At 67.8% G+C, this 25,636-nt stretch carries 21 protein-coding genes; 12 read left to right on the top strand and 9 right to left on the bottom strand.

Going from position 1 to position 25,636, the window contains the following annotated elements:
* Positions 1-318: 318 nt before the first annotated feature.
* The 3 genes from ACK41C_RS17665 to ACK41C_RS17655 all read left to right on the top strand — a co-directional run bounded on the left by ACK41C_RS17665 (position 319) and on the right by ACK41C_RS17655 (position 4,673).
* Entirely contained in the window at positions 319-1,413 is a 1,095-nt protein-coding gene (locus tag ACK41C_RS17665) for a hypothetical protein (RefSeq protein ID WP_409656962.1), read from the top strand.
* 90 nt (positions 1,414-1,503) lie between these two features.
* A complete protein-coding gene (locus ACK41C_RS17660) occupies positions 1,504-2,970 on the top strand; it encodes an oligosaccharide flippase family protein (RefSeq protein WP_409656959.1) in 1,467 nt (488 codons plus the stop codon).
* Between the two features lie 2 nt (positions 2,971-2,972).
* Positions 2,973-4,673, top strand: coding sequence for an O-antigen ligase family protein (locus ACK41C_RS17655; RefSeq protein ID WP_409656956.1), 1,701 nt, complete (start codon positions 2,973-2,975; stop codon positions 4,671-4,673).
* Positions 4,674-4,689: 16 nt separating this feature from the next.
* On the opposite strand, the gene ACK41C_RS17650 is transcribed toward ACK41C_RS17655, so the two are convergent.
* Positions 4,690-5,631, bottom strand: coding sequence for a glycosyltransferase family 2 protein (locus tag ACK41C_RS17650; RefSeq protein ID WP_409656953.1), 942 nt, complete (start codon positions 5,629-5,631; stop codon positions 4,690-4,692).
* Between the two features lie 3 nt (positions 5,632-5,634).
* Entirely contained in the window at positions 5,635-6,510 is an 876-nt protein-coding gene (locus ACK41C_RS17645; RefSeq protein ID WP_409656950.1) for a glycosyltransferase, read from the bottom strand.
* Positions 6,511-6,728: 218 nt separating this feature from the next.
* On the opposite strand from ACK41C_RS17645, the gene ACK41C_RS17640 reads away from it, so the two are divergent.
* The 4 genes from ACK41C_RS17640 to ACK41C_RS17625 all read left to right on the top strand — a co-directional run bounded on the left by ACK41C_RS17640 (position 6,729) and on the right by ACK41C_RS17625 (position 11,018).
* Positions 6,729-6,974: an XrtV sorting system accessory protein gene (locus ACK41C_RS17640; protein ID WP_409656948.1), complete on the top strand. Its 246-nt coding sequence runs from the start codon at positions 6,729-6,731 to the stop codon at positions 6,972-6,974.
* Positions 6,975-7,092: 118 nt separating this feature from the next.
* Positions 7,093-8,436 carry a nucleotide sugar dehydrogenase gene (locus ACK41C_RS17635; RefSeq protein WP_409656945.1) on the top strand — a complete coding sequence of 448 codons (1,344 nt, stop codon included), beginning with the start codon at positions 7,093-7,095 and terminating at the stop codon, positions 8,434-8,436.
* A 141-nt stretch (positions 8,437-8,577) separates the two neighbouring features.
* The gene (locus ACK41C_RS17630) at positions 8,578-9,990 is read left to right on the top strand and encodes an ATP-binding protein (RefSeq protein ID WP_409656942.1); all 1,413 of its coding nucleotides are present in this window, start codon (positions 8,578-8,580) and stop codon (positions 9,988-9,990) included.
* Positions 9,987-11,018, top strand: a complete 1,032-nt coding sequence (locus ACK41C_RS17625; protein WP_409656939.1) for an alpha/beta fold hydrolase — start codon at positions 9,987-9,989, stop codon at positions 11,016-11,018. The genes ACK41C_RS17630 and ACK41C_RS17625 overlap by 4 nt, the downstream gene beginning before the upstream one ends.
* Positions 11,019-11,056: 38 nt before the next feature.
* Here the strand turns inward: ACK41C_RS17625 and ACK41C_RS17620 are convergent, their stop codons facing one another.
* From ACK41C_RS17620 to ACK41C_RS17600, 5 genes are all read right to left on the bottom strand, one after another.
* Positions 11,057-11,362, bottom strand: a complete 306-nt coding sequence (locus tag ACK41C_RS17620; RefSeq protein ID WP_409656936.1) for a DUF2149 domain-containing protein — start codon at positions 11,360-11,362, stop codon at positions 11,057-11,059.
* Complete coding sequence (locus ACK41C_RS17615) at positions 11,362-11,838, bottom strand: MotA/TolQ/ExbB proton channel family protein (protein ID WP_409656933.1); 477 nt, start codon at positions 11,836-11,838, stop codon at positions 11,362-11,364. The genes ACK41C_RS17620 and ACK41C_RS17615 overlap by 1 nt, the downstream gene beginning before the upstream one ends.
* A complete protein-coding gene (cobN, locus tag ACK41C_RS17610; protein ID WP_409656930.1) occupies positions 11,835-15,749 on the bottom strand; it encodes a cobaltochelatase subunit CobN in 3,915 nt (1,304 codons plus the stop codon). Before cobN ends, ACK41C_RS17615 begins: the two co-directional genes overlap by 4 nt.
* Positions 15,750-17,696, bottom strand: a complete 1,947-nt coding sequence (locus tag ACK41C_RS17605) for a TonB-dependent receptor domain-containing protein (RefSeq protein ID WP_409656927.1) — start codon at positions 17,694-17,696, stop codon at positions 15,750-15,752. It abuts the gene before it with no gap.
* A gap of 156 nt (positions 17,697-17,852) precedes the next feature.
* Complete coding sequence (locus tag ACK41C_RS17600; protein ID WP_409656924.1) at positions 17,853-20,135, bottom strand: NADP-dependent malic enzyme; 2,283 nt, start codon at positions 20,133-20,135, stop codon at positions 17,853-17,855.
* Positions 20,136-20,393: 258 nt separating this feature from the next.
* Here ACK41C_RS17600 and ACK41C_RS17595 point away from each other — a divergent pair, with 258 nt between their 5' ends.
* From ACK41C_RS17595 to ACK41C_RS17575, 5 genes are read left to right on the top strand one after another with little or no spacing between them, the layout of a single operon-like run.
* Positions 20,394-21,143, top strand: a complete 750-nt coding sequence (locus ACK41C_RS17595; protein ID WP_409656921.1) for a DUF899 domain-containing protein — start codon at positions 20,394-20,396, stop codon at positions 21,141-21,143.
* Positions 21,140-21,385, top strand: coding sequence for a hypothetical protein (locus ACK41C_RS17590; RefSeq protein WP_409656918.1), 246 nt, complete (start codon positions 21,140-21,142; stop codon positions 21,383-21,385). Before ACK41C_RS17595 ends, ACK41C_RS17590 begins: the two co-directional genes overlap by 4 nt.
* Positions 21,386-21,739, top strand: coding sequence for an ArsR/SmtB family transcription factor (locus ACK41C_RS17585; protein ID WP_409656915.1), 354 nt, complete (start codon positions 21,386-21,388; stop codon positions 21,737-21,739). It begins immediately after the preceding gene.
* Positions 21,723-22,229 (top strand): SRPBCC family protein, encoded by a 507-nt coding sequence (locus ACK41C_RS17580; RefSeq protein WP_409656912.1) that lies wholly within the window; start codon positions 21,723-21,725, stop codon positions 22,227-22,229. Before ACK41C_RS17585 ends, ACK41C_RS17580 begins: the two co-directional genes overlap by 17 nt.
* Positions 22,226-22,885: a glutathione S-transferase family protein gene (locus ACK41C_RS17575; protein WP_409656909.1), complete on the top strand. Its 660-nt coding sequence runs from the start codon at positions 22,226-22,228 to the stop codon at positions 22,883-22,885. The genes ACK41C_RS17580 and ACK41C_RS17575 overlap by 4 nt, the downstream gene beginning before the upstream one ends.
* 70 nt (positions 22,886-22,955) lie before the next feature.
* Here the strand turns inward: ACK41C_RS17575 and ACK41C_RS17570 are convergent, their stop codons facing one another.
* Positions 22,956-23,612, bottom strand: coding sequence for a glutathione S-transferase family protein (locus ACK41C_RS17570; protein WP_409656906.1), 657 nt, complete (start codon positions 23,610-23,612; stop codon positions 22,956-22,958).
* A gap of 125 nt (positions 23,613-23,737) precedes the next feature.
* Positions 23,738-25,366 (bottom strand): ABC-F family ATP-binding cassette domain-containing protein, encoded by a 1,629-nt coding sequence (locus ACK41C_RS17565; RefSeq protein WP_409656904.1) that lies wholly within the window; start codon positions 25,364-25,366, stop codon positions 23,738-23,740.
* Between the last annotated feature and the right edge of the window lie 270 nt (positions 25,367-25,636).

The following is a 25,636-nucleotide window of genomic DNA, read 5'->3' as shown; positions in this document are numbered from 1 at the left end:
GCCACTTGTAGTGGATGTCGCGCCGCCGCAATTCGCCGTTACGCTCCGCGGGGCTTCGCGCTCCTACGCGTCGTCGAAGAGAAAAAGGCGCGCGCGATTTCCGGGATCGCCCGGCGTCCACCGAGCCGCTCTATTCCGAGCCTTGCGCACCGAAAGCGCCGCAGGGATGATCCCGCACGAAGGCTGGATCGGCGTCAGGAAATGTGGGAGCGGCTTGCGGAGCCCTTGGGCTTCCGGTGCCGATCATGCATGGGATCGACGCCGTTCATCGGAGCGTCCCATCCGCTCCCTCCCCGAGGCTCGACGCACAGGTTGGACATGGCGTTCAAGATCGTACCCACCACCGAGGACGTTCTCCCAGCGATACGTGAGCTCAATCTGCGGATAGAGAGGGGGGGCGGGCGATGGCGGTTCTACGACACCGGCGTTCCGCTGTGGCTCCCCCCCGAGCCGGGCGCTTCGGTATGGCGCGAGTACTTCGCCCTTCTCGAAGAGGAAACCGGCGTCGTCCGCGGCGGGTTCGCCTTGAAACACGAGCAGTTCCTGCTCAACGGGCGCCAGATACAGCTGGGATGGCTGCAGGGTCCCGTCGCTGAGAGCGCGGTCCGGAAGGATCTGCGGGGCCTCGGCAAGATCATGGTGAGTGACGCCACGGCGCGTTATCCGATGCAGATCAGCTGGGGAGCGAATTCGATCGCAGCGCCGTCGGTCGGCGACTCCCCGATGCTTCTCCGCATCGTGCGTAAGGGGCGGTTTCTCCGGCGCGCACCCGTGGCTCATCAACGACGCGCACTGCGACCTTTCGTAAGTATCGCCACGGCCCTGGGCGTTGGGCAGGCAGCCATTGCTTTAGCTCAGGCTGGCGCAGCCCTGAGGCCAGCCAAGGTTCACCCGTTCACGGCGGCGGAGCATCGCGAGTTCGGCCCGTGGGCCGACGAGGTGTGGGAGAAGGCGCGCTCCGCCTACGCCTTGATCGCGGTTCGGGACGCCCACACCCTGAACCGCGTGATGCCGCCCGGCCAGTGGCCCGACGCAATTCCCCTGGAGGTTCGTGTGGACGGCCGCGTGGTCGGATGGGCGGCGCTGCGCGACCGCACGCTCGAGGGAGATCCGCTCTTCGGCGACCTCAGAGCCGGTTCGGTGATAGATGCCCTGGCGATTCCCGGCTTTGAAGCGACCGTCGCCGCCGCCGCGGTCCGTCGCCTCCAAGCGCGTGGCGTCGATCTCATCGGAGCTTGCTTCCTTCATCCTCGATGGATCTCAGCATTCCAGCGTGCGGGCTGCCTTGCGATCCCCAAGCGGCGCAACATCGGCTTCTCCAAAGAAATGATCGAAGCCGCGGGCGGCCTGGATGTCCTTATGAGCGGAACCCACCTGGCGCTGATCGATAGCGATGGACCCCGGCTGTTCTGAACGCTTGGAAGGCGCTTGCGCCACCCAGACGCCCCAGATACACGCCGCCATCTTCAGTATCCGCGGCGCCCGAGAAGGACTGCGAAGACCTTGACCGCCACCCCGCCCGATCCTCCACCCACGGGGAGACAGAAGGGCGCCAAGCTTTTCCTTCTCGGTTCGGCCCTGGCTCAAATCTGCGCCTTGGCGCGCTACGTGCTGCTGGCCCGAATCCTGGGGCCGGAACAACTGGGCTTTGCGGCGATCCTTATCCTGACCGCCCAACTGTTCGCCGCGAGCAGCGACGCCGGCGCCGACCGCTTCGTGATCCAGGATTCCCAGGGTGACGAACCGGAGGTGCAGCGCCTCGCCCAGCTGGTCGCCGTAGGACGGGGCTCGATCACCGCGTTAGGGCTCGCGGCGGTGGCCTATCCGATCTCACTGCACTACTCGAATCCGACCCTTGGCTGGGCGACGCTCTGCCTCGCCCTGTCGCCCTTCCTTCTCGGATTTCTGCACCTCGACATGCGGCGCCAGCAGCGGCGCCGCGACTTCCGCGCCGAAGGTCTTGGGATCATCACATCGGAACTGGCGGCGTTCGTCGTGATGGGGGTCGCCGCCTGGTTCTTGAAGAGCTTCATCGCCGTCGCGTTCGGTCTCATAGCGCGGTCGCTGGTGATGACGATCACGTCGCACCTGACCCGCGAACGCCGCTACGAGATCGGGTTTTCCAAGGCCCACTGGCCGCGCCTCGCACGCTTCTCGGCCCCGCTGATCGCGAACGGCATGCTCCTGTTCCTGGCGGGCCAGGGGGATCGCCTGGTGATGGCCACCACGCTGGGACCGGCCGACCTGGGCCGCTACGCGGCGGTCATGTTGCTGGCGCTCTATCCGACGAGCCTGGTGATGAGATATCTCAGCGCCACCCAGCTCCCGAAACTGGCGGGCGCAAAGGCCGACAGCGCGCGCCTTGGGGCGGAAGAAGGCTTGCTGGGCGGAGCCTGCCTAGCGTTTGCCGCGGCCATCATGACCGGATACACCTTAGTAGGGCCCTATGCCGTCGAACTCCTCTACGGGGCGGACTTTCGACTGCCGACTGCAGTCTTCGCTTTGATCGCCGCACTGCAAGCAGGTCGCATGCTCCGCCAATGGCCTACAACCGCCGCCCTCGCACTTGGCCGGAGCGGGATCGTGCTGACCAACAACGCTGTCCGCGCCGCTTCGCTTCCCGTCGCATTCGTGGTGGCGATACAGACCAAGAGTCTGGAGGGCGTTCTCGTCGCGCTCGTAGTAGGGGAAGTGGCCGCGACCATCGTCGCCCTTGTGATGCTGCGCCGAGCCTGCGCCGGCCCAGCCCTCTCCGACGCGACCCGCATCGCCGCATTTGTCGGCGTCGCCGTCCTCGCCTGGCTCTGGGGTGTTTTGCCCGCGCTTTCCGGCGCCTGGTGGGCGGCGGCGGTTGCGCTCGCAGTTTTCCTGGGCTGGATCGGACGCCAGGAGGCGCCTACGCTTCGCTTGGCGGCGGCAATCTTGCATAACGCCATCGGCCGCCGTCGGCGCACATCTCCGGGCAAGTAACAGTGCGAGCGTCAGAACTCTTCAAGAACGGCAAGATCACGTCTCAACTGCCTGCGGCGGGATGGCGGCTGCTTGTAAAATGGGGCGCGGCCCTCACGGCGCGTCGCCCGACAGCCGCTCTGCCACAATACAGGCACGAGAGAACCGGGCTTTCCAGGCACGCCATAGTTCTTTCAGCCGCGATCGCGGCGATCGCCTTCTGCTTTGTCTATGGCTTTTTCTTCGCCCTGTTCGCGCCTTATCTCATCGCATTGTTCGCCACTCCGGTCGTAGCGCTCGCCGTCATGGCCATCTGGGCGTTGCCTGATACAGACAAGGCGCCGACTTACCTTATCGAGATCTTCTTTTTCACGTTCTTCATATCGCTCATAATCTGGCCGAACTATCTCGCACTCTCATTACCCGGACTGCCGTGGATCACGATGATCCGGCTGACCGGCTTCCCGCTTCTTGCGGTCATGTTCTTGTGCGCATCAACATCTCCGAGATTTCGGAGCGAGATGGGCGAGGTGTTGAGATCCGCTCCTTGGGTTTGGAAGCTTCTTTGCGTCTTTGTCGTCATACAGCTCCTTTCGATAGGATTATCGAAAAGCATCCCGGTTTCTGTAAACAAGTTCATCGTCTACCAGATCACCTGGACAACGATCTTCTTCGCCTCCTGCTATGTGTTCAGCAAGGAAGGGCGGGCCGAACGCTGGGCGATCTTACTCTGCATTTGCACGGTCTTCATCGGTCTTCTCGGCCTATGGGAGCACCGGATCGGATATATCCCTTGGGCGGGACACATTCCCTCGTTCCTGAAAATCGAGGACGAGGCCGTCCAGCGTATTCTGGCGGGCACCGCTCGGGCCGCCATCGGCATTCACCGCGTTCAGAGCACGGCGACCACCAGCCTTGGCATGGCCGAAATGATCGCCATGTCGACGCCGTTCTTCATCCATATCTTAATCTACAAGAGGAATATCTTCATAAAGGCCGCCTGCGCCATCTCACTCTTGTTCCTGTTCAACATTCTCACCTATTCGCAGTCCCGCCTTGGCATGGTGGGCTTCTTCCTCTCCATTCTGTTCTCGCTGCTTTTCTGGGGCGCGACGAACTGGTGGAAGGATCGTCGGAGCCTGTTCGGCCCGGCGGTTGTCCTTTCCTACCCGCTCATGTTCTGCGGCTTCATCGTCGCGAGCTTCTTTGTCGGCCGACTCAGAAACATGGTCTGGGGAAATGCGGCGCACCAGCCGAGCAATGAGGGCCGCATGATGCAGTATGAGCTCGGCTTCTCGAAATTCCTCAAGAACCCCTTCGGATACGGCGTGGGGCAAGGCGCTGAAACGCTGGGCGTCTACAACCGCGCCGGCGTCATGACGATCGATACGTACTACATACTGATCCTACTTGAGTATGGCTTGATCGGCTTCCTGGCCTTCTACTTGATGTGGGTCATGGGGATTTTTCAGGGTGTGAAATCCCTACGCCAGCCGCAAGCCTATACCTCCAATAATTCCTATGCGGTGCCGGCGATCATATCCTTGATCAACTTCGTGATTATCAAGTCGATCTTCAGCAATCAGGACAATCACCCGATCGCCTACATGATGCTGGGACTGGTTGTCGCGATTTCAGCGCGAGTTGGTCAGGCCAATGCGGCTGCGCCTCAGAAGAGCACGGCGCTTGCACCCGCCTCGAGGCGAGTTCTCGCGACCCCCTAGACGAGGGCCCTGCCGGTCATGAGGCCCCTTCGCCGGCGCCGTCCGCTGACGGCGGCGGATGACCGCGGAGGTTTCGCACCCCTGCCCACCAGCCTGCGAGAGCGTAGGCCGCCTGTCGCCACGCGCGTCGCCGGCCGTACCGGACGAGCGTCGTCGCCAGGCATGCGAGGGCCACCACGGGCATCCGCATCGGAAAGCGATCCCGGGTCAGGTTCAGTCTGTTCCGCTCATTCAGATAGACCGGCATCCGGCCCTTGGCGCGAATGTCGACGGCGTTGCCCGTGCTCGTCCCCTGGTGGTGGAGAATGCGCGCGCCGGGCGCGTAGCCCAGCCGCATCCCCTTCGTCCGGGCCCGCAGGCACCACTCCACCTCCTCGCAATAGAGGAAATAATCCTCCCGCATGGGGCCAGCGGCTTCCACGAACCGGCGGCCGACCAGCATCGAGGCGCCGTTGAGATAGTTCTGCAGCCGTTCGACCGCGGATGGATCGGGGGCCGGCTCCAGCGCGGATCCGTGCCCCATCGACACCGCCCGGGCCAGCCAGCCGTTCCAGCGCCCCCCGTGCGATTGAACGCGGCCGTCAGGCAGGTGGATCGTGCAGCCGACGGCGTCGCAGTCGCCCGCCGCCAACCGCGCGACCTGTAGCTCGAGCGCATCGGCGTACGGCTCGGTGTCCGGGTTGAGGACCCACCAGGCGTCCGCCTTCGGCGTCTCCTCGATGCACAGATTGACGCCGCCGGCGTAGCCGAGATTGCTGGGCGCCTCGACCGCGCGGACAGTCTGGCCGCCGGCGAGTTCCGCGGGCAGCACCTTTGAAAGCGCCGTGAATGCCTCCGGCCCGCCATTCTCGACCACGATCACTTCGAAGTCGCGATAGGTCGAGCGGGCGAGCGCCGCCAGGCACCCCAGGACGTCCTCCGCATTGCGGAACGCCACGATGGCGACGGCGACGTGCAAGGCTTACGGCTCCCGGACCAGGATGCGAAGGGAATCGGCGAGGCGCCAGAACCTCAGCCGGTAGAGCGTTCCCAAGGCCCTGAGCCTCTGTCCGAAGGTGTGGAGCTCCCGGCTCGCAAGGACCTTCGGGCTGTGGACGACCGCCGAGGCCGGGAGGGCCAGATTGCGGAGGAGCCATCTCAGGCGCCGTCCCGACCGTCCCGCCGACAATCCCCAGGTCTCGGCGTTCACCCGGCGCCACTTGGCGCGCAGCTCTTCCCAGCTTCTGCGGGCCGGATGCCCGACCACGGCGAGAGGCGCATAGCCAAGGCGATAGCCGGCGGCCCGCGCCCGGTGGGACCACTCCAGATCCTCCGAGAGGCCGGTGCGGAAGCCGCCCACCTCCTCGAAGAGGCTTCTCGGGCAGAAGAGGTTTCCCGATCCGGTGAACCCCTTCTTGGTGATGTAGGTCTTGAAGTCGAAGGCGAAGACCCGCTCGAAGGCCTCCGCCCCAGTCATGCGCGCAGGATCGTCGACGAGCACCTTCACTCGCCCGCCGATAAAGTCGTAGTCGGCCAGGGCGGCGAGGCCCTGTTCCAGCCACTCCGGTTCGGCCTGGCAATCGGAGTCTATGAAGGCCAGCATCTCCCCGCGAGAGGCGGCCACGCCGCCGTTTCGCGCCGGCCCCGCCCCCTTCTCGCGCACGATCACCAGCCTCGCACGTCCAGCGATCACGCCGGCCACCGCGGCTTCCCCTTGAGGCGAGGCGTTGTCGGCGACGACGATCTCAAACTGATCCCGCGGCAGCGTCTGGCGCTCGAGCGTCTGCAGGCAAATCTCCAGGCCTGCGAGGTCGTTGTAATGGGGAACGATGACGCTGACCTTCGGCGCTGGATTCATTGGCTCCCTTCCCACGGAACGCTGCGCGGCTCCACCAGCGATCCGCCCCCTTGATACGCCCCTCCGCGCGACAGCCTCTATCCGCAGGAGATTGCGCAGAGCTGAACACCCCATGGGCGTTGGCCCAGGCTTTGCAATTTTTCGCAGCGACGCCCGTTCGACTAGCGCCAAACGAGTCGAACGGCTTAGAATGGGACGGTTTCCGGAGGGAACTCGAAGTGAGCACGATCTATGACTGGGCGTCGATGGCGATCTTCGCCGGCCTGGTCGTCCTCTTTCTGCACAGGTCGATGGCGCCTGGAGAGCCGCGCGACCGGATCATCCACTATCTCCCGCCCGCGATCGGCTGCGCGCTCGCCAACTATGTCGGCAACCAGGGCCTTGGGCTGCTGGCCGGCATCATCATGCTCGCCGTGGTGGCCTACATCTTCCATATCCTGAAGCCGTTCAGCCAGGAACATTGAGCCTTTCCGAGCGACCGCTCGCCTACAGGCGCCGACCCGCCGGTCGCCGCGCCGCCCGCCGTTGATTTCGAGCCTCAGGTTCCTCAGTAACAAAGGCTCCCCAGTGAAAGGATTGTCTGTGTCCCAGGACGCGTCGCACTTCGATGGCCTCCTCGCCCGCCTGGCCGGGCGCCAGGCCCTGATCGGCATCGTCGGGCTCGGCTATGTGGGCCTGCCGCTAGCGCTGGCCGGGCGTGAGGCCGGGTTCCGGGTCCTAGGCTTCGACATCAATCCCGCGCGCGTGGCTTCGATCAACGCCGGCGAGCAGGTGATCAGCTATATCGGCGCCGAGGTGATGCAGGCCGCCCTGAAGGACGGCGGGCTCGAGGCCACAGACGACTTCGCGCGCCTCTCCGAGCCCGACGTGATCCTGATCTGCGTGCCGACGCCGATCACCAAGAACCGCGATCCGGACCTGAGCTACGTCGCCGCCACGGCCGAAGCCATCGGCAAGACGCTGCGCCCGGGCCAGCTCGTCGTCCTGGAATCCACCACTTGGCCCGGCACCACGCGCGAGATCGTGCAGCCCGTGCTGGAGCGCACCGGGCTGAAGGTCGGCGCCGACATCTTCCTCGCCTTCTCGCCGGAGCGCGAGGATCCGGGCAACGCCAACTTCACCACCAAGACCATCCCGAAGGTCGTGGGGGCCGATGACCCGCACTCCCGGGATCTCGCCGTCAAGCTCTACGAGCAGATGATCTCCAAGGTCGTGGCCGTATCTAGCGCGGCCGCAGCGGAAGCGACGAAGCTGACCGAGAACATCTTCCGCTCGATCAACATCGCCCTCGTGAACGAACTGAAGCTCGTCTACGACGCTATGGGCGTGGATGTGTGGGAGGTGATCGATGCGGCCGCCACCAAGCCCTTCGGCTATCTGCCCTTCTATCCCGGGCCAGGCCTCGGCGGCCACTGCATTCCCATCGACCCCTTCTATCTCACCTGGAAGGCGCGCGAGTACGACATGGAGACGCGCTTCATCGAGCTGGCCGGCCAGATCAATACAGGCATGCCCAGGATCGTCGTCGACCGCCTGGCCGAGGCCCTGAACCAGGCCACCTCCAAGGGCCTGAAGGGCGCGCGTGTGCTGCTGATCGGCGCGGCCTACAAGAAAAACGTGGACGACACGCGTGAAAGCCCCTCCCTCGTGCTGATGGAGCTGATCGAACAGCGCGGCGCGGCCTGCGACTTCCACGACCCCCACATCGCCGAGATCCCCGAGACGCGCGAGCATGCGGCCCTGGCCGGCCGGCGCTCGGTCGCGCTCGACGCCGGCGCGGTGCAGGCCTACGACGCCGTGCTGATCTCCACCGACCACGACGCCGTGGACTATGGCCTGCTCGCCGACCACGCGCGCCTGATCGTCGATACCCGGAACGCTTTCGCCCGCCGCGGCCTGGCGCCGGCCATGCTGGTGAAGGCCTGATGCAAGATCGCGGAATTAACGCCGATTGAACTCTGTTATGCTCAAAAGCATTCCATTGCCGAGGTTATGGCGGGGAGCGACGACTTTTCGCCATGACCTTAGCCCTTCGTATTCTTGCGAAGCAGACCATCCGAGGATCTCGTGAGCTGGATCGACAAGCTTAAGCCGCGGTTCGGCGCACAGCGGGGCCTCAAACCCTCCGGCGCGGGCCTGAACATCACGCCGCCTGCGGCCGAGCCGCCGCCGCGGGAGACTGCGGGCTCGACCAAGCGGCGCCCGGCCCAGCCGGCCTTCCCCCGGTTCCAGTTCACGGCCGGCGACCAACTGGACCCGCGGCAGGCCGACCGGTTCGCGACGGTGCGGATGCGGCTGCGCAGCGCCTATACGCCGTCCCAGCCGATCACCGACCGCCGGATGTTCGCCGGCCGGACGGAGGTGCTGACCACCCTGATCCGCGCCATCGAGGACCAGCGCCTGCACACCGTGCTCTACGGCGAGCGCGGCATCGGCAAGACCTCGCTGCTGCACGTGCTGACCCAGGCCGCGCGCGAGGCGCGCTATCTCGTGGTCTATGTCTCCTGCGGGGCCGGCTCGAACTTCGACGAGATGTTCCGCACGGTCGCCGGCGCCATCCCGCTGCTCTACCACGCCGACTATGGGCCGACCCACGCGGACTCCGAGCGCGGGGCGACCATGGCCGACCTGCTGCCCTCCGAGCCCGTTTCCGTGCGGGTGGCCTCCAACATGCTGGCCAAGATCACCGGCACCCGCGTGCTGGTGGTGCTGGATGAGTTCGACCGCTGCGAATCCGCCGCCTTCCGGCGCAGCATCGCCGAACTCCTGAAGAACCTGTCGGACCGCTCGGTGCGCGTGCAGCTGGTGATCGCGGGCGTCGCGGCCAATCTCGCCGAGCTGGTCGAGCACATCCCCTCGATCCAGCGGAACGTCTTCGCCCTCCAGGTTCCGATCATGATGGCCGCCGAGGTGCGCCACCTGGTCAACAATGGCGCGGAAAGCTGCGGGCTTGCCTTCGACGACGCGGCGGCCCGGTTCGTGGTCTCGGTGGCCAACGGCCTGCCCTATCTCGCCAGCCTGCTCAGCCACCATGCCGGCCTCATCGCTCTGGACGACGGCCGTGTGACGGTGACGGTGGAGGACGTCTCGGCCGCCATCGCCGAGGCGCTCGGCGAACTGCGGGGCCGGATCTCCAAAAAGTCCCAGGTCCAGATCGCCAACAGCGTCAACGACCAGTCCCAGCGCTTCCTCGGCATCCTTGCCGGAGCCGCGCAGGCGGCCGGCGGCCAGTTCAACCTCGACGACATCTCCGCCCTCTGCCAGGGCGAGGACGTCGCCCGCTGCAAGGCGCTGGTCGAGCATCTGGCCGACTCCGGCCTGCTGATCGAGGCCGACGAGGACGAGTTCGGGCCCTGCTACCGGTTCATGGAGGAGAGCGTTCCCTCCTACCTGACCCTGCTCTCGGCCCAGTCCCGGTTCTTCGAGGCCAAGACCGCCGCCAAGCCGGCCCCGACGCCGCGGGCCGCCGCGGAGGGGTGATCCTCGGCCCGCACGCGCGAGGAAGGTGGCGGCCGGCGGCGTTCGCCGCCGCGCTGCTGGCCCTCGCCGCCTGTCGCCCGACCCCGATCGAGGCCCAGCCGCCCGCCCCGCCGGCGGCGGAGGCTTCGGCATATCCGGGCCTGCTCGCGCGCCTGCCCGACGGCCGCCGGATCAATCTCCGCTGCTCGGGCGTCGGCGCCCCTACGGTCATCCTGGAGAGCGGCCACGGCGCGACCTCCTTGGCCTGGAGCCGCGTCCAGCCCGAGCTCGCCAAAACCCACAGGGTCTGCGCCTACGACCGCGCCGGCTACGGCTTCAGCGATCCCGGCCCCACGCCGCGTGACGGCGCCGCCATCGCCCGCGACCTCGACCGCGCCTTGCGCGCCGCCCGGATCAACGGCCCTTTCATCCTGGTCGGACACTCCGCGGGCGGGCTCTATGTCCGCCTCTTCGCCAACCGCCGCCCGCGGGAAGTGGTCGGCATGGTGCTGGTGGAAACCTCCGTGGAGCATCAGGACCGCCGCTTCGCCGACCTGCTGGGCCCTGGGGCCGCAGACCTCTCGCCCATCCGCGCGCGGCTTGAGCGATGCCTGACCGCCGCCGAGCAGCGCGCCCTGCCCTCCACCGACCCGGCGCTGACCCGCTGCACGCCCGCCCCCAATCCCGACCGGCCGCCGGTCGTCCAGGCCGCCCGCCTGGCCGAAGCCCAGCGCCCCTCCACCTGGCGCGCCCAGATCTCCGAACTGGACAACCTCTGGACCCGCACCTCGGACCAGATCAGCCGAGGTCCGCAATCCTATGGAGACCTGCCGATCATCGTCCTGACCGCCGGCGACGCCTACGCCACGGCCCCGGAGCCAGGGCGGTCGGTGATACGACGGCGCTGGGCCGAACTGCACGCCGAAATCGCCGCGCGGTCCACGAGGGGCGAGGCTCGGGTGGTAGAAGGATCAGGGCACATGATGATCCTCGACAGGCCCGAGGCGATCATCGATGCGGTGAAGTATGTCACGCGCCGAGCTGGATAGTTGGAAGCCGGCTGGCGACGCGCGCACCCTGTGCAACCTCACTCCTCCGGCACATAGACGAGCTTGCCGTCGGCCAAGCGGTAGGTGACGCCGGCCTTCTCGCCCTGTCCTTCGCCGATGGCGCCGCTGGACTCGTAGCGCGTGAGCTCCTGGCCGTCCTTCACGATCATGCTCATGGTCTCTTCGCCGGGATTGCGCACCACCACGACCTTCTCGCTGCTGAACGGGTTGAGCGGATTCTGCACGATCAGAATCAGCAAGATCCCGATGATCACCACGAACAGATCCACGAGGTTGACGACCGATAGGATCGGATCGTCGTCGTCCTCTTCGAGGAAGCGCATCAAGCCGCCCCCAGTCGGCGCTCGACGAGGCGCAGCTCCTCGAGCAGCCACCGCCGCCGCACGGTCAGCACCGTATGCGCCACGCTGGCGGCGATCAGCGCCAGGATGACGCCGGAAAAGGCCACGACCAGGTTTTGGCCCACCGCGCCTGCATCGCCCTCCCCCAGCGCCAGAAGCGCTGGCCCCATGGGGATCATGGTGGCCACCAGGCCCAGCATGGGCGCGCTTCGCGAGACGATCCTCAGGGGCTCGAGCCGCTTCATCACCCAAAGTTCGAGATCGTCGCTCGCAGCCCCCGTTCGCGCATGATGGGCCGCCAGCACGGAGGCGTATCGCCCCGTGCGCCGCTGAAGGCTCTCGACCAAGAAGCCGCCCAACGCAAAGAGCGCGAAGGCGAGGGAAAGCAGGATCAGCCCCAGGGCGGGCAGCAGGAAGAGACGGGCGAGCTCGAACAGGCTCGCCTCCAGACCGTTCATTGGACGAACTCCACGCGTTGAAGTCTTTGGTTGGCCCGCATCCGCCAGAGTCCGCCGGCGAGGAGCAGCGCCGCCAGCGCGGCCAAGGCTCCCCAGAGGTCGTCGGGCGCCGCCGGCGCGGCTGGCGGTCTCACCTCCTGAAGCAGTTGACCGCGGACGGTCGGCGGCGGCGTTGCAGCGGGCGTATCGGATGTCGGGGACGGCGGCTCAGCAGGGGCCTTGGCCGGCGGCGGAGCGGCGGGCGCGGCGCGCCCGGAAAGGCCAAAGCCGCCGGCGAGCGTCTCCAGAAACTGCGCCGTCGCCATCGCGCCCTTGTCGGCGGCATGGCGCATGGTCAGCTCGGCCCAGCGTTCGGCGAGTTCGCGCTTCGTCGCCGCGTCGGGCGACCAGTATCCCTTGCGGATCGCCTCGGCCATCCGCTCGATCATCTGGGCCTGCGCCGTCGGATTATCCTGCTCGAACCAGCGGTTCACCCCAAGTCCGCGGATGTCGCGCACATAGGTATCGTGAACCGCCTGCCACTGATCGGGGCGCACCATCGCCGGATCGGTGACCTGCCAGCCGAAGAGGTTGTTGACCACGCCCACCAGCTCGACAGTCCCGGCATAGCCTTCGGCCTTCATCGCCCCGATCCAGTGCGGATTGAGATAGCGGACGCGCATCTCCTCGCTCAGCAGCCTGGCCGCGCCGGTGACCTTCCCTTCCGGGCGGCGCAGGTCGGTGACGTAGAGGCTGGGGCTCTCGCCGTTGATTGTGCGGATCGCCAGGGAAAGGCCGCCCAGGTACTCGAACGGGTGATCGGTCGAGAGCAGGCCATGCAGGTTGCTCGACCGCGACAGCACCGCCGCGTCGACCCCCTTGAGCTGACTGGCGAAGAGGTTGGCTCCCGGCGTCTCCGCCCCCCAGGCCTTGGCCCCGTAGGCGTACTGCAGGCGGGTCAGAAAGGTGTCGGCCAGGGGGGCTGTCTCCTCCCACTTGTCGGACGCCAGCACGGCGTCCGGCAGACCGCTGCCGTAGTCACCCGGCGCGTTGCTGAAGAGGCGCAGGGCCGAAAGCGAGGCCGCCTCCTGTGGGCTGCGGCCCTGAGCCACGAGTTCGGCGGCGAGCCTCCGGCTGTTCTCGGCCACCGCGTTGCCGGGCTCGTCGAGGGCGGCCAGCTGCTCGATCGCCTCGCCCAAGAGCCGCATGATCCCGTCGAACTGGTCGCGGTAGACGCTGGTGATCTGCAGCACCGCGTCGATCCGCGGACGCCCCAGCTCCGCGGCCGGAACGATCTCCAGGCGCTCGACGCGCCCGGCCCGATCCCAGACGGGCCGCAGACCCAGCGCGTGGAGGACCTGCCCCTCGACCACGCCCAGGGTGCGGATCGTCTCGGACGACCACATGGAAAACGCCAGTTTGCCCGGGGACTTCCCGCCGTGGTCGGCGCGATAGGCCTCCAGGAGCTGAGCGAAGGCCTTGCCGCCCGCTTCATAGGCCGCCTGGGTTGGGATCTTGTCCGGCTCGAAGGCGTAGATGTTGCGCCCGCTGGGCACGTCGGGATTGCGGACCGGATCTCCGCCCGCGCCGGGAGCCACGAAGCGCCCGGCCAGCCCGGCCAGCAGCGCCTCCACCTCGCCGGTCTCGGCGAGATGTGCGTCGAGTTCGCGGCCGCGCGCGATCATCGCCCGAAGTTGCGGGTCGGCGATCTCGTCCAGCGGCGCGCCGTCGCGCAGGTGGCGGTCCAGCAGCCGATAAGGCGCCGAGCGCTTCACCGCCTCGTGGTCTTCGGCGAACACTTCGAGCGGATCGAGCCCCAGCCGCCGGTAATAGGGCTCGCCCAGCTGCTGCATGACGGTCGTCAGGCGATGCTCGGGCGAGGCCGGCTCGCCGAAGGTGTGCAGCCCAAGCGGCGCGGCCGTTCGGGCCAGCTCGTGAAGATGGTCGTGGAGGGCCTGAAGGAAGCCCTCGAAGTCGGCCTGCGCCTGGGCCTGCGTCCAGCCGATGTCCCGGTCAAGGTCCGCCCTGGCTGCGGCCCCGCGAAGTCGATCGGCTGTCGCATCGCGCACCCCGCCCGGATCGAGCTGCTGATACTCGTGCACCAGGGCGTGCAGGTCACGCAGCTCGTCATAGAGCCCGGCCGGCGCGAAGGGCGGCGTCTGATGGCTGATGGTGACGGCGCGGCCCCGGCGGCGCGCCTGGATCGCCTCGCCGATATTGTCCTGGATGTAGGGATAGAACACGGGCAGGTCGCCGACCGCCAGGAAGGGATAGTCGTGCAGGGCCAGGCCGCGATCCTTGCCCGGCGTCCATTCCTGGGTTCCGTGCGTGCCGAAGTGCACCAGGGCCGACGGCTGGAAGCGCTCGCGGACATAGAGATAGGTGGCCAGATAAAGGTGGCCGGGCGGCTGCTTCACATCGTGATAGGCCTCCCCTACACGGTCCGCCCGCGGCGGCTGCGGCAGGATCATCAGCTTGCCGAGCTGCAGGCGAGGAATGACGAAGGCCGGCTCGCCGGCCACCGTGCGCACCGCCCAATGCCGGACCGGATCGCCCCAGCGCTCGAGCACCTCACGGCGGCGCGCCTCCGGAAGCTCCGCCAACCAGGCGCGATAGGCCTTAAGCGGGAAAGTGACGGCTAGGTCCTCCGCCAGCAGCCGGTCCAGGGTTTCCGGGCGGTAGTAGCCCGCCAGAAGCGCCTGCCCGGCGGCGACCAGATCCGCCTCCTCCGTCGTCGGCACGTCATATCCAGCCTCGCCCAGGCGCCGGGTGAGCGCCGCGAGGCTCCGGGGTATATTGAGGTTCGAGGCGCTGAGGTTCTTCTCGCCGCCCGGCGCGTTCCAGAACATCAGCGCTAGGCGCTTGTCCGCCGCGGCCGTCGTCTGCAGGGCGGCCAGGCGCCGCGCCTTTTCCAGGAGCGCGTCCAACTGGTCGGGGATCGGTTTCGGCTCTCCGTCCTCGATCGCCGCCACCACCATCGGATCGGACAGGCCCCAGGCTTCCGGCACGGCCAGGAAGGTGGCGGCGCTCTGGGTGGAGACGCCGCTGGGCGAGGCGCGCCAGGCCTCCGCCCCGCCCTCGCGATAGGTGATGGTCTGCAGGAACGGGATATCCAGGGCGAGGAACTCCGCGGCCCGCGCGGCCCCATTCTGCATGTGGGTCATGTTGACCAGCACCGCGGGGCGCAAGCCGCCGAGAGCCTTGCTTATCCCTTGCGGATCGGCCGCATCGAACCAGAAGACGACAGGAATCATCCCCTTGGCTTCGGCGCGCCGCGCCACGGCGTCCGCCAGCGCCGTCTGCATCCCGCTCAGCATCGACGAGGAGATCGCCGCGGCGACGACGGGCGCGCCCACGCCCCAACGCCCCTCCCCCCAAGCCAGATAGGCCTCGACGCTCGTAATAGGGCCCGGAGCGTCGGGGTGATAGACGCCGTGCGCCGGCAGAGCCATGGGCGGAGGCGCCGTCGCCAGATCTCCGCCGGATCGCCAGGTCCGGACATAGGCCATCAGGGCGCGAAAATTCTCCGCCCCGCCGCCGGCGTAATAGCCGATCATCCGGCGGGCGACCTCCGGCGGTAGTCCGCCGAAGCGGGGCGGGCCGCCGCCAACCTGGATCCAGGGCTTGCCCGATGCGGCCAGCGCCTCGTCCGCCCGAGTCTGGACCGCCGCCGCATCGTTCGCGCGGGGGGTGTCCAGGATGACGAGGTCGGCGCCCTCCAGCCACTGGGCCGGATCACCGGTTTCGACATAGGCGGCCGTCACCCCGACGCCTTCGCCCGCGCCCAGCTCGGCGATGCGGGCGATCTTGCCCGGCAGCACGAAGTCGGTGGCGAGGACGCGCACCATCGGCGCACGGCCTTGCGCCGAGGCCGGACCGACCGCCAGCAGGAGGTGCGCTGCGAGCGCAATGAGGACGCCGGCGAGCCGCATCTAGAAGCTGACGTTGAGGCCCATGTGGAAGCGCCGGCCGGGCTCGACATAGGTGAACCGGCTGTTCTTCTCCGCCAGGCGCTGGTCGGTCAGGTTCTCCACCCCGGCCCGCACGGTCAGGTTCGAGGTCAGGCGCTGGCTGAAGTCGACCGAGACGAGCGTGTAGTTCGGCAGGCGATATCGCACCCCGCTAGCCACCGCCGTCTGCTCGCCGACGTATTCGATCCGGCCCTGGGCGCGGAAGCCGCCGGCGGTCCAGTTCACCCGAGCATTGGCGCTGTGCTCGGGGCGTTCGGCCAGCTCAAGACCCGTTCCCCGATCCTCGGTCTCAAGGCGGGTATAGTTGGCGCCGACATTGAACCCGTGCGGCAGGTCGGCCTCGCCGGAGAGCTCGACGCCACGGATGCGCGCCTCGGCGATATTCCGATAGTTGCGGATCTCGCGGCCGCGGATGCCGCACGAGGAGACGCAATAGGTCTCGATCAGGTCCGTGACATCATTCTGGAACACCGTCAGGCGAAGCAAGGCGCCGCCCGTGCGGTATTCCGCGCCGGCCTCGTAGGCCGTGGCGATCTCGGGCTCCAGGGTCGGCGTGCCGAAGATGGTGAAGAGGCCGCCGCCGCCGACGGCGGAATATTCCGGCGACAGCTGCTTGAGGGTGGGCGATTTGAAGCCCCGCCCGACGCCGCCCTTGAGGGTCAGGGCGTCCGTGACGTGGAAGACGGTGTAGGCCCGCGGGCTCGTCTGCCAGCCGTACTTCGGATGGTGATCGAACCGCGCGCCGGCGACCAACGACCAGCGGTCCGTGAGCTGCGCCTCGTCCTGCAGGAAGAGGGCGTAGCGCTTGGCCTCGATGCTGCCAGATCGGCTGGCGGAGGCGTCGTCCAGGCGCTCCCAGCGGTGCTCGCCTCCGAAGGTCAGGCGGTGACGGGCCAGCGGCTCTATCGAAACGCGCCCGTCCACGATCTTGTCCACAAGCCGCGTCGGACGGGTGGGCGTGCCGGTCGTGACGGCGTTTTCGCGTTCGAGCTCGGAGCGATAAGCCTTGAAGGCCGTCTCGCCCCAGGCCCAGGCGCCGGAATGGGAAAGGGAGACGTGATCGCGGCGGATGTCGTCCTCATAGACGTAGTAGGCAGGGCGCGCGCCCGAGGTCACGGTGTCGCGCCGACGCGCCTCCTTGCCGCGCAGGTAGGAAAGATCGATCCGCTGCGCCGCGTCGGGCGTCCAGCTCAGGGTGGCGCTGAGCGTGCGCGCCTCTCGCGCTTCGAGGGCGGAGATCTTCGGATCGGCCCCGGTCGGGACATCGTCGCGGCCGCGGGCTTCGGCGACCAGGCTCAGGCCCAGGCGGTCGCGCACGACGGGCCCGCCGGCATAGGCGCCGAGCTGATAGGTGTCCCCGCCATGGCCCGCGTCCAGGGTCTGGCCGGACAGGATGGCGCTCCCCTTCCAGGCGTCGGTGGCCTTGCGGGTGATGATGTTGACCACACCGCCCAGAGCGTCGGACCCATAGAGCGACGACAGCGGCCCCCGGACCACTTCGATCCGCTCGACGGCCTCGACCGGCGTCCAGCCGAGGTCGAAGTCCGCATGCGCCACCGCGTCGGCCGAGGCGTTCACCCGCCGCCCGTCGATGAGGACAAGGGTGTGCTCCTCCTGCATGCCGCGGAAGCTGATCCCCCGCCGCGTCATGCCCACGCCGGTGATCGCAAGCCCCGTGGAGCCCCGAAGCGCGTCGCTCAGATCCTGGACCGGCCGGGCCAGCAGGTCTTCGCGACGGATGACCGAAACCGAGGCCGGCGTGTCCGCAACCGTACGCGCCGTGGCGGTGGCGGTGACCACCAGCTCCGCCACGTCGGGAGTGCGCTCCTGCATCGCATCGGCATGAGCCTGCCCGCACAACCCGCTCCACCCGAGGGCCGCGGCCCCGGCCATCCAGAAACGTCTCACCTTGCCATCCCCGACTGCGATTAGCGGGATGATCTGAAATGTTATAACGTTTCGGTCGTCAAGGGGGCTTGTGCATTGCGCGGCAGGTTTGCGGGCCCCTGGAAGCTTGGCGTCGCCGCGCGCAACTCAACCGCCTATGCGGCGGCCCAGGATACTCTAGAGGCCCTCCCCCTCCCCCAGCGCGCTCTGCGAAACGGCGAGCGCGGTCATGTTGACGACGCCGCGGGCGGTCGCGCTGGGCGCCAGCACGTGCAGCGGCTTGGAAAGGCCCAGCAGGATAGGGCCGACCAACAGAGCATCGGCCGCCGCATTCAACAGGGTGAGCGCGATGTTCGCCGCATCGAGCGAGGGCATCACCAAAAGGTTGGCCGACCCCGTCAGGGGGCTGTCGGTCACCAGCCGCGCCCGAAGCGCCTGACTGAGCGCGGCGTCGGCGTGCATCTCCCCGTCCACCTCCAGCTCCGGCGCCTGGGCCCGCACCAGCGCGAGCGCCTCGCGCATTTTCCGCGCCGAAGGCGAATTGCTGGCGCCGAAGTTGGAGTGCGACAGGAGCGCGGCCTTGGGCGCCACGCCGAAGCGGCGCACCTGCTCGGCGGCGAGCTGGGTCATCTCCGCCACCTGCGCGGCGGTGGGCTCGACGTTCACGTGCGTGTCGCAGAGGAAGAGCGGCCCCGACTGCAGAATGACCGCCGAGAGGGCGTAGACGCGGCTGACGCCCGCACGCCGCGGCACGATGGGCAGCGCGTAGGTGAAGTGCCGCCACCAGTCGCCGCCGCCGCCGACCAGGGCCGCATCGACCCGTCCGGCATGGAGCAGCATGGCCGCAGCCACGGTCGGCCTCGTCGCCAGCCTGCGCTCGGCGGCCTGGGGCGAGACCCCCCTGCGACCCACCAGGGCGTGATAGCTCGCCGCCAGGGGCGCCATCGCGGCCTCATCCGCCGGGTCGACCACCTCGACGTCCCCGCCAACCTTGAGCCTTAGGCCCAGAGCGCCGATCTTCTGGGCGATGACGTCGGGGCGGCCGATCAGGACCGGCTTGGCCAGCCGCTCGTCGAGCACCGTTTGCACCGCGCGCAGCACCCGCTCGTCCTCGCCCTCGGCATAGGCGACCCGGCAAGCGCTCTCGCGCGCACGGGCGAAGACCGGACGCATCAACTGACCGGACCGATAGGCGAAGCGCTCAAGCTCGCGGCGGTAGGCGTCGAAGTCGGCGATCGGCCGCGCGGCGACCCCGGATTCCATCGCAGCCTTCGCCACCGCGGGCGCGACCACCAGGATCAGGCGAGGATCGAACGGCTTGGGGATGATGTACTCGGGGCCGAACAGAGGCGCCGCGCCGCCATAGGCCGAGGCCACCACGTCGCTCGCCTCGGCGCGGGCGAGTTCGGCGATGGCTTCCGCCGCGGCCCGCTTCATCGGCTCGTTGATCTGGCGCGCGCCCACGTCCAGCGCGCCGCGGAAGATGAAAGGAAAGCAGAGGACGTTGTTGACCTGGTTGGGATAGTCCGAGCGACCGGTCGCCACGATGGCGTCCGGCCGCGCGGCCGCCACCAGTTCGGGCAGGATCTCCGGCTCCGGATTGGCCAGCGCCAGGATGAGCGGCCGTTCGGCCAGCAGGGACAGCCACTCGGCCTTGAGCACCCGCGGCGCAGAAAGGCCCAGGAAGACGTCGGCGCCCGACAGCACCTCGGGCAGGCTGCGCGCGTCGGTGGCCCGCGCATAGCGGGCCATGTTCGGGGCCATGTCGGGATCGCGGCCCGCATGGACCACGCCCTTGATGTCGGTCAGCGTGACGTTCTCCGCCGGCAAGCCCATGGCGACCAGGAGGTCCACGCAGGCCAGCGCCGCGGCGCCGGCGCCCGAGGTCACCAGCTTGACGTTCTTCAGGTCCTTGCCCTGCAGCAGCAGCCCGTTGCGCACCGCCGCGGCGCAGACGATGGCCGTGCCGTGCTGGTCGTCGTGGAAGACGGGAATGCCCATGCGCTCGCGCAGCGCCTTCTCGATGGCGAAGCACTCCGGGGCCTTGATGTCCTCCAGATTGACGCCGCCGAAGGTGGGCTCCAGCGCCGCCACCACCTCGATGAAGCGGTCAGGATCGGAGGCGTCCACCTCCAGGTCGAACACGTCGATGCCGGCGAATTTCTTGAAGAGGACGGCCTTGCCCTCCATCACCGGCTTGCCGGCCAAGGGTCCGATATCGCCCAGGCCCAGGACCGCCGTGCCGTTCGAGATCACCGCCACCAGGTTGCCCCGCGCGGTCAGGTCGCGGGCGGCCTCCGGATCGGCGACGATGGCCTCGCAGGCAGCCGCCACCCCAGGGGAATAGGCCAGCGCCAGGTCGCGCTGGTTGGCCATGCGCTTGGTGGCCTCGATGGCCAGTTTCCCGGGCCTGGGAAGGCGGTGGTACTCGAGCGCGTCGCGCCGGAAATCTTCGTCCATCGTGCGTCCTTGGGTCAGGCCGCGCGCCCGAAAAGGGCGGCGGGATCGACTCCCAGCGCCCTGCATAGCAGGTAGAAGTCCTGCATCTCCATCGGCGGCTTGCCTATGCCAAGGCGTGCTCAGGCGGACGGAGGTTCGCCTCCCTGGAGCGGCCACTTAGGCTCCCACCTCCCGCGCGCTGTCGGCTTGACACCTACTCGCCCCTAGTATTTAACGATTACGCTAATTAACACGACACTTAAATAAGGATCAGCCGCCATGCAGACGCCGCCGATCGTGACGCAGGAGGAATGGGAAGCCGCCCGCCTCCGTCTGCTCCGCCAGGAAAAGGCCCTTACCCGCGCGCGAGACGCACTCGCCGCCGAGCGTCGGCGCATGCCCTGGATGGCGGTGGACAAGGCCTACGCCTTCGAAGGGCCGGACGGCCGCGCGACCCTGCTCGACCTGTTTGAAGGCCGGCGGCAGTTGATCCTCTATCGCGCCTTCTTCGAGCCGGGGGTGCACGGCTGGCCCGATCACGCCTGCCGCGGATGCTCGATGCTGGCCGACCAGGTGTCGCGGCTGGAGCACCTGAACGCCCGCGACACGACGCTGGTGTTCGCCTCCCGCGCTCCACAGGCCGACATCTTCCGGCTGAAGGCGAAGATGGGCTGGAAGATGCCCTGGTACACGACCACCGACAGCTTCGACGCAGACTTCGGCGTGGACGAATGGCACGGCCACAACGTCTTCATCCGCGACGGCGAGCAGGTGTTCCGCACCTACTTCATCAACAACCGCGGCGATGAGGCGGTGGGGACGGTCTGGAGCTATCTCGACCTCACCGCACTGGGTCGGCAGGAGACCTGGGAGGACTCCCCCGAGGGCTATCCCCAGACCCCGCCTTACCAATGGTGGAACTGGCGCGATCAATATCAACCCGACGCGGCGCCCGACGCGAAATGGGTCGAGGTGTCGGGCGCCGGCGAAGCGGCGATGCGGGCGGCGAGCGCCGCGGCCAGGTCATGAGCCGGGCTGCGGAATATCTTGGCCTGGCCGCCGCTCCCGCCTTCGCCGCCATGGCGGCGCTGACCGCGGCGGGCGGCGGTGGACCAGCGGACCTTCTGTGCCAGGCGCCGGCCGGCGCGCCGCTCGACGGAATGACCGCCATGTACCTGCTGATGAGCCTGTTCCATGCGGGGCCGTGGTTGCGAAGACTCGAGCGGCCGCGCCGGACGGCCGCGCCGACACCCCATCAAGGAGGCGCCTGAATGCAGGCCCCAACCGATCCCTTGAGCACGACGCTCTCGGCGCTCGCCGATCCCACCCGGCGCGCGATCCTGGCGCGGCTCGCCGAGGGCGAGGCGACCGTGAACGAGCTCGCCGAGCCGTTCGACATCAGTCTTCCCGCCGTGTCGCGGCACTTGAAGGTGCTGGAACAGGCCGGGCTGATCTCGCGCGGCCGCGAAGCCCAATGGCGGCCCGCCCGCCTGGAGGCCGGCCCGCTGAAAGACCTGGACGGCTGGCTCGCCCGCTACCGCCGGTTCTGGGAAGGCAGCTTCGACAAGATGGACGCCTATCTGGCGACGCTCACGAAAGGAAACCCCGATGGACGCAAGAACTGAGGCCCGCCCCGGCGTCGCCGATCCGGGCATGCCGCTGCGGGACGACGAACTGCTGATCGTCCGCCATTTCGACGCGCCGCTGCCGCTGGTCTTCCGCATGTGGGAGGACGCGGTCCACCGGGCCAACTGGTGGGCGCCCCGGGACTGCCGCTGCACCCATTTCAGCCACGAGTTCCGGGAGGGCGGCGCCTGGCGGGCCTGCTTCGTCTCCGAGAACTACGGCGAGAACTGGCAAGGCGGCGTCTATCAGGAGATCGAGCGCGACCGCCGCATCGTCTTCACCTTCACCTGGGACTCCGGGCCAGCCGGCGGCGTGGAGACCATCGTCACCGTGACCTTCGCCGAGGCGCATGGCGGGACCATCCAGACCTTCCACCAGACCCCGTTCACCGAGGTGGAGCGGCGCGACAGCCACATCGCGGGCTGGAGCGGGCTGCTCGACCGCCAGCAGGCCTACGTCGAGGCCAAGACGCAAGGAGCTTCATCATGATCACCGTCACTGCGTTCAAGTGGGTGCCCGACTTCGCGCAGGGGCTGGTCCGCGACCTGCGGGTCCGCTGGGCGCTGGAAGAGGCCGGCATCCCCTACGAGGCGCGCCTGCTCGGCGAAGGCGATCCCGAAACCCCCGAGTACCGGGCGATCCAGCCCTGGGGCCAGGTTCCGGTTCTGGAGGAAGACGGCCTGAAGCTGTTCGAAAGCGGCGCGATCCTGATCTACCTCGCCGATCGCTCCGAAGCGCTGGCGCCCAAGGACCCCGCCGGCCGCGCCAAGGCGATCCAATGGGTGCTGGCGGCGCTCAACTCCGTCGAACCGCACGTGCAGAACCTCGTGCTGATCGACATCTTCTACAAGGACGAGGACTGGGCCAAGGCGCGCCGCGAAGGCCAGGAAGCCTTCACCCGCATGAAGCTTTCCTCGCTCGCCAAGCGCCTCGCCGGCCGCGAATGGCTCGAGGACCGCTTCACCATCGGCGACCTGATGATGGCGACCGTGCTGCGGCTCTTGCGGCATACCGACATCGTCACCGCCGATCCGGTGCTTGGCCCCTATCTCGCCCGGTGCGAGGCAAGGCCCGCATTCCAGCGTGCGCTGGACGCGCAGCTGGCCCCGTTCGCCGATAACGCGCCGGCGTTCGAGGCGGCCTGACGCTCGCCCGCAGAGCGTGAAACCTCTTTGCCGAGGGGCGGCCCCAGGGGCTTCCCCTCGGCGATTTCGTTCATCGGCCGCCCGAGGCGGCGGTGAAGACCGCGAGCTGGTCGGCGAAGGCGCGCTGGTAGGCCGGCCGCGCCTCGGCCCGGGCCACATAGGCCAAGAGGTTCGGATAGTCCTCCAGGATCCCGGATCCGTGCAGACGGCGCAGCACCGTCACCATCAGAAGGTCGCCGGCGCTGAACTCGCTCTCGAGCCAGTCGGCCTCGCCGAGGCTCGCGGAAAGCTCGCCTAGCCGTTTGCGGATGTTCTCCTCCAGAGCCGCCAGGCGCCGCTCGAACCAGGGCTCGTCCCGCTCAAGGATGCGAACCATGTCGCGCTCGAAGATCGGCGGCTCCACCGTGTTGAGCGCGGCGAACATCCAGGCCACAGCCCGCGCCCGGGCGTCGGGATCGTCCGGCAACAACCCGGCGTGGCGCTCGGCGATGTGGAACACGATGGCGCCGGACTCGAACAGGACCAGGTCGCCCTCTTCATAGGTCGGGATCTGCCCGAAGGGATTGCGGGCCAGGTGCGCCGGCTTCTTCATCGCGTCGAACGAAAGAAGCCGCGCCTCATAGGGCTGGCCCACCTCCTCCAGCGCCCAGCGGACGCGCATGTCCCGGGCAAGTCCTTTGCCGCGATCAGGCGAGCGTTCGAAGGCGGTGATGGTGATGTTCGGCATGGTCACGCTCCAGGCTTTCCGTATCCCGAGGACGAACGGACGGCGGGCGCCGCGACACGGCGTTCGATTTTTTTCCCGAGCGGGCGAGGACGCTGCAATCGGCTCGATATGAGGAGCCTACAGCCCTACCCTTCTGGGTGCAGCCCCGGCGCTTCCTGGCCCGTGCGGGCGACATATTCGGAATAGCCGCCGCCGTACTGATGGACGCCCTCAGGCGTCAGCTCCAGCACGCGGTTCGACAGGGCCGCCAGGAAATGGCGGTCGTGCGAGACGAAGAGCATGGTCCCCTCGAAATCCGCCAGCGCCGCGATCAGCATCTCCTTGGTCGCCATGTCGAGATGGTTGGTCGGCTCGTCGAGGACCAGCAGGTTCGGCGGATCGAACAGCATCTTGGCCATGACCAGGCGCGCCTTCTCGCCGCCGGACAATACGCGGCAAGGCTTTTCGACATCGTCACCGGAGAAACCGAAGCACCCCGCCAGAGTGCGCAGCGCACCCTGGCCCGCCTGGGGGAACGAGCGGTCCAGAGACTCGAAGATCGTCTCTTCGCCGTCCAGCAGGTCCATCGAGTGCTGGGCGAAATAGCCCATCTTGACGCTGGCCCCGACGCTGACCGAGCCCTCGTCGGGCGCAGCGGCGCCCGCCACCAGTTTCAGCAGGGTCGACTTGCCGGCGCCGTTGGCGCCAAGCACGCACCAGCGTTCCTTGCGGCGCACCAGGAAATCCAGGCCTTCGTAGATCGACTGGGCGCCGTAGCCTTTGTGGACATTGCGCAGGCTGATCACGTCCTCGCCCGACCGCGGCGGGCTCTTGAACTCGAACTGGACCGACTGACGACGCCGCGGCGGCTCGACGCGTTCGATCTTGTCGAGCTTCTTCACCCGGCTCTGAACCTGGGCGGCGTGCGAGGCGCGCGCCTTGAACCGCTCGATGAACTTGATTTCCTTGGCCAGCATGGCCTGCTGGCGCTCGTACTGCGCCTGGCGCTGCTGTTCGCTGAGCGCGCGCTGCTGTTCGTAGAAATCGAGATCGCCCGAATAGGTGACGAGGTCGCCGGCGTCGATCTCCACCACCTTGCCGATGATGCGGTTCATGAAGGCGCGGTCGTGCGAGGTCATCAACAGAGCGCCGTCGTAGCTCTTGAGGAAAGCCTCAAGCCAGATCAGGCTTTCCAGGTCGAGGTGGTTGCTGGGTTCGTCCAGCAGCATGCCGTCGGGCCGCATCAGTAGGATGCGGGCCAGCGCCACGCGCATCTTCCAGCCTCCGGACAAGAGACCGACATCGCCGTCCATGCGCTCCTGGCTGAAGCTCAAGCCCGCCAGCACTTCCCGCGCGCGGGCTTCCAGCGCGTAGCCGTCCAGTTCCTCGAAGCGCGCCTGCACCTCGCCATAGCGTTCGATGATCGCGTCCAACCGGTCGGCCTGGTCCGGGTCGACCATGGCCGCCTCGAGACTGGCCATTTCCGTGGCCAGGGCGCTGACAGGACCGACGCCGTCCATCACCGCGGCGACCGCGCTCTGGCCCGACATCTCGCCGACGTCCTGGCTGAAATAGCCGATCGTCATTCCAGGATCGATCGCCACAACTCCGTCGTCGGGTTGCTCCTGACCCATGATCATGCGGAACAGCGTCGTCTTGCCGGCGCCGTTCGGGCCGACAAGCCCGACCTTTTCGCCCTTCTGGACGCCCATCGAAGCCTCGATGAACAGGATCTGGTGGCCGTTTTGCTTGGAGATGTTGTCGAGGCGGATCATCGGGCGGTCTGCTAACGCGGCGGCGAGGAGAACGCCAGCCTCGGCTCGTGGGACTTTTCGCCCTGGCTCTTCCGACGCCGCCGCGGGTCCTCGGCGAGGATCGTCCGGTGTTACGCACCCGTCATCCTGGGTCTCTTGGCCCCGAGCCGAGGTTCGGAAGTGCGACCGCAAAGTTCGCGCGGCCGCGCTTTACCCCGCGTCAGGCAAAGAAGGCGAGAATTGGCGATTCACATCCAAAGGCTTTTCTTTTGCGCTTCTGAATTGAAAACC

The organism is Phenylobacterium sp. (assembly GCF_046290725.1).
GTDB lineage: Bacteria > Pseudomonadota > Alphaproteobacteria > Caulobacterales > Caulobacteraceae > Phenylobacterium.
The sequence above is the reverse complement of the archived record's forward strand: the minus strand, read 5'-3'. Positions and strand labels throughout refer to the sequence as shown.

Coding starts and splice junctions, on each gene's coding strand:
- ACK41C_RS17665 (WP_409656962.1), top strand. CDS start 319: ATGGCGTTCAAGATCGTACCCACCACCGAGGACGTTCTCCCAGCGATA.
- ACK41C_RS17645 (WP_409656950.1), bottom strand. CDS start 6,510: ATGAATCCAGCGCCGAAGGTCAGCGTCATCGTTCCCCATTACAACGAC.
- ACK41C_RS17620 (WP_409656936.1), bottom strand. CDS start 11,362: ATGCGCTTCCTCGAAGAGGACGACGACGATCCGATCCTATCGGTCGTC.
- ACK41C_RS17615 (WP_409656933.1), bottom strand. CDS start 11,838: ATGAACGGTCTGGAGGCGAGCCTGTTCGAGCTCGCCCGTCTCTTCCTG.
- cobN (WP_409656930.1), bottom strand. CDS start 15,749: ATGCGGCTCGCCGGCGTCCTCATTGCGCTCGCAGCGCACCTCCTGCTG.
- ACK41C_RS17600 (WP_409656924.1), bottom strand. CDS start 20,135: ATGGACGAAGATTTCCGGCGCGACGCGCTCGAGTACCACCGCCTTCCC.
- ACK41C_RS17595 (WP_409656921.1), top strand. CDS start 20,394: ATGCAGACGCCGCCGATCGTGACGCAGGAGGAATGGGAAGCCGCCCGC.
- ACK41C_RS17590 (WP_409656918.1), top strand. CDS start 21,140: ATGAGCCGGGCTGCGGAATATCTTGGCCTGGCCGCCGCTCCCGCCTTC.
- ACK41C_RS17585 (WP_409656915.1), top strand. CDS start 21,386: ATGCAGGCCCCAACCGATCCCTTGAGCACGACGCTCTCGGCGCTCGCC.
- ACK41C_RS17580 (WP_409656912.1), top strand. CDS start 21,723: ATGGACGCAAGAACTGAGGCCCGCCCCGGCGTCGCCGATCCGGGCATG.
- ACK41C_RS17575 (WP_409656909.1), top strand. CDS start 22,226: ATGATCACCGTCACTGCGTTCAAGTGGGTGCCCGACTTCGCGCAGGGG.
- ACK41C_RS17570 (WP_409656906.1), bottom strand. CDS start 23,612: ATGCCGAACATCACCATCACCGCCTTCGAACGCTCGCCTGATCGCGGC.
- ACK41C_RS17565 (WP_409656904.1), bottom strand. CDS start 25,366: ATGATCCGCCTCGACAACATCTCCAAGCAAAACGGCCACCAGATCCTG.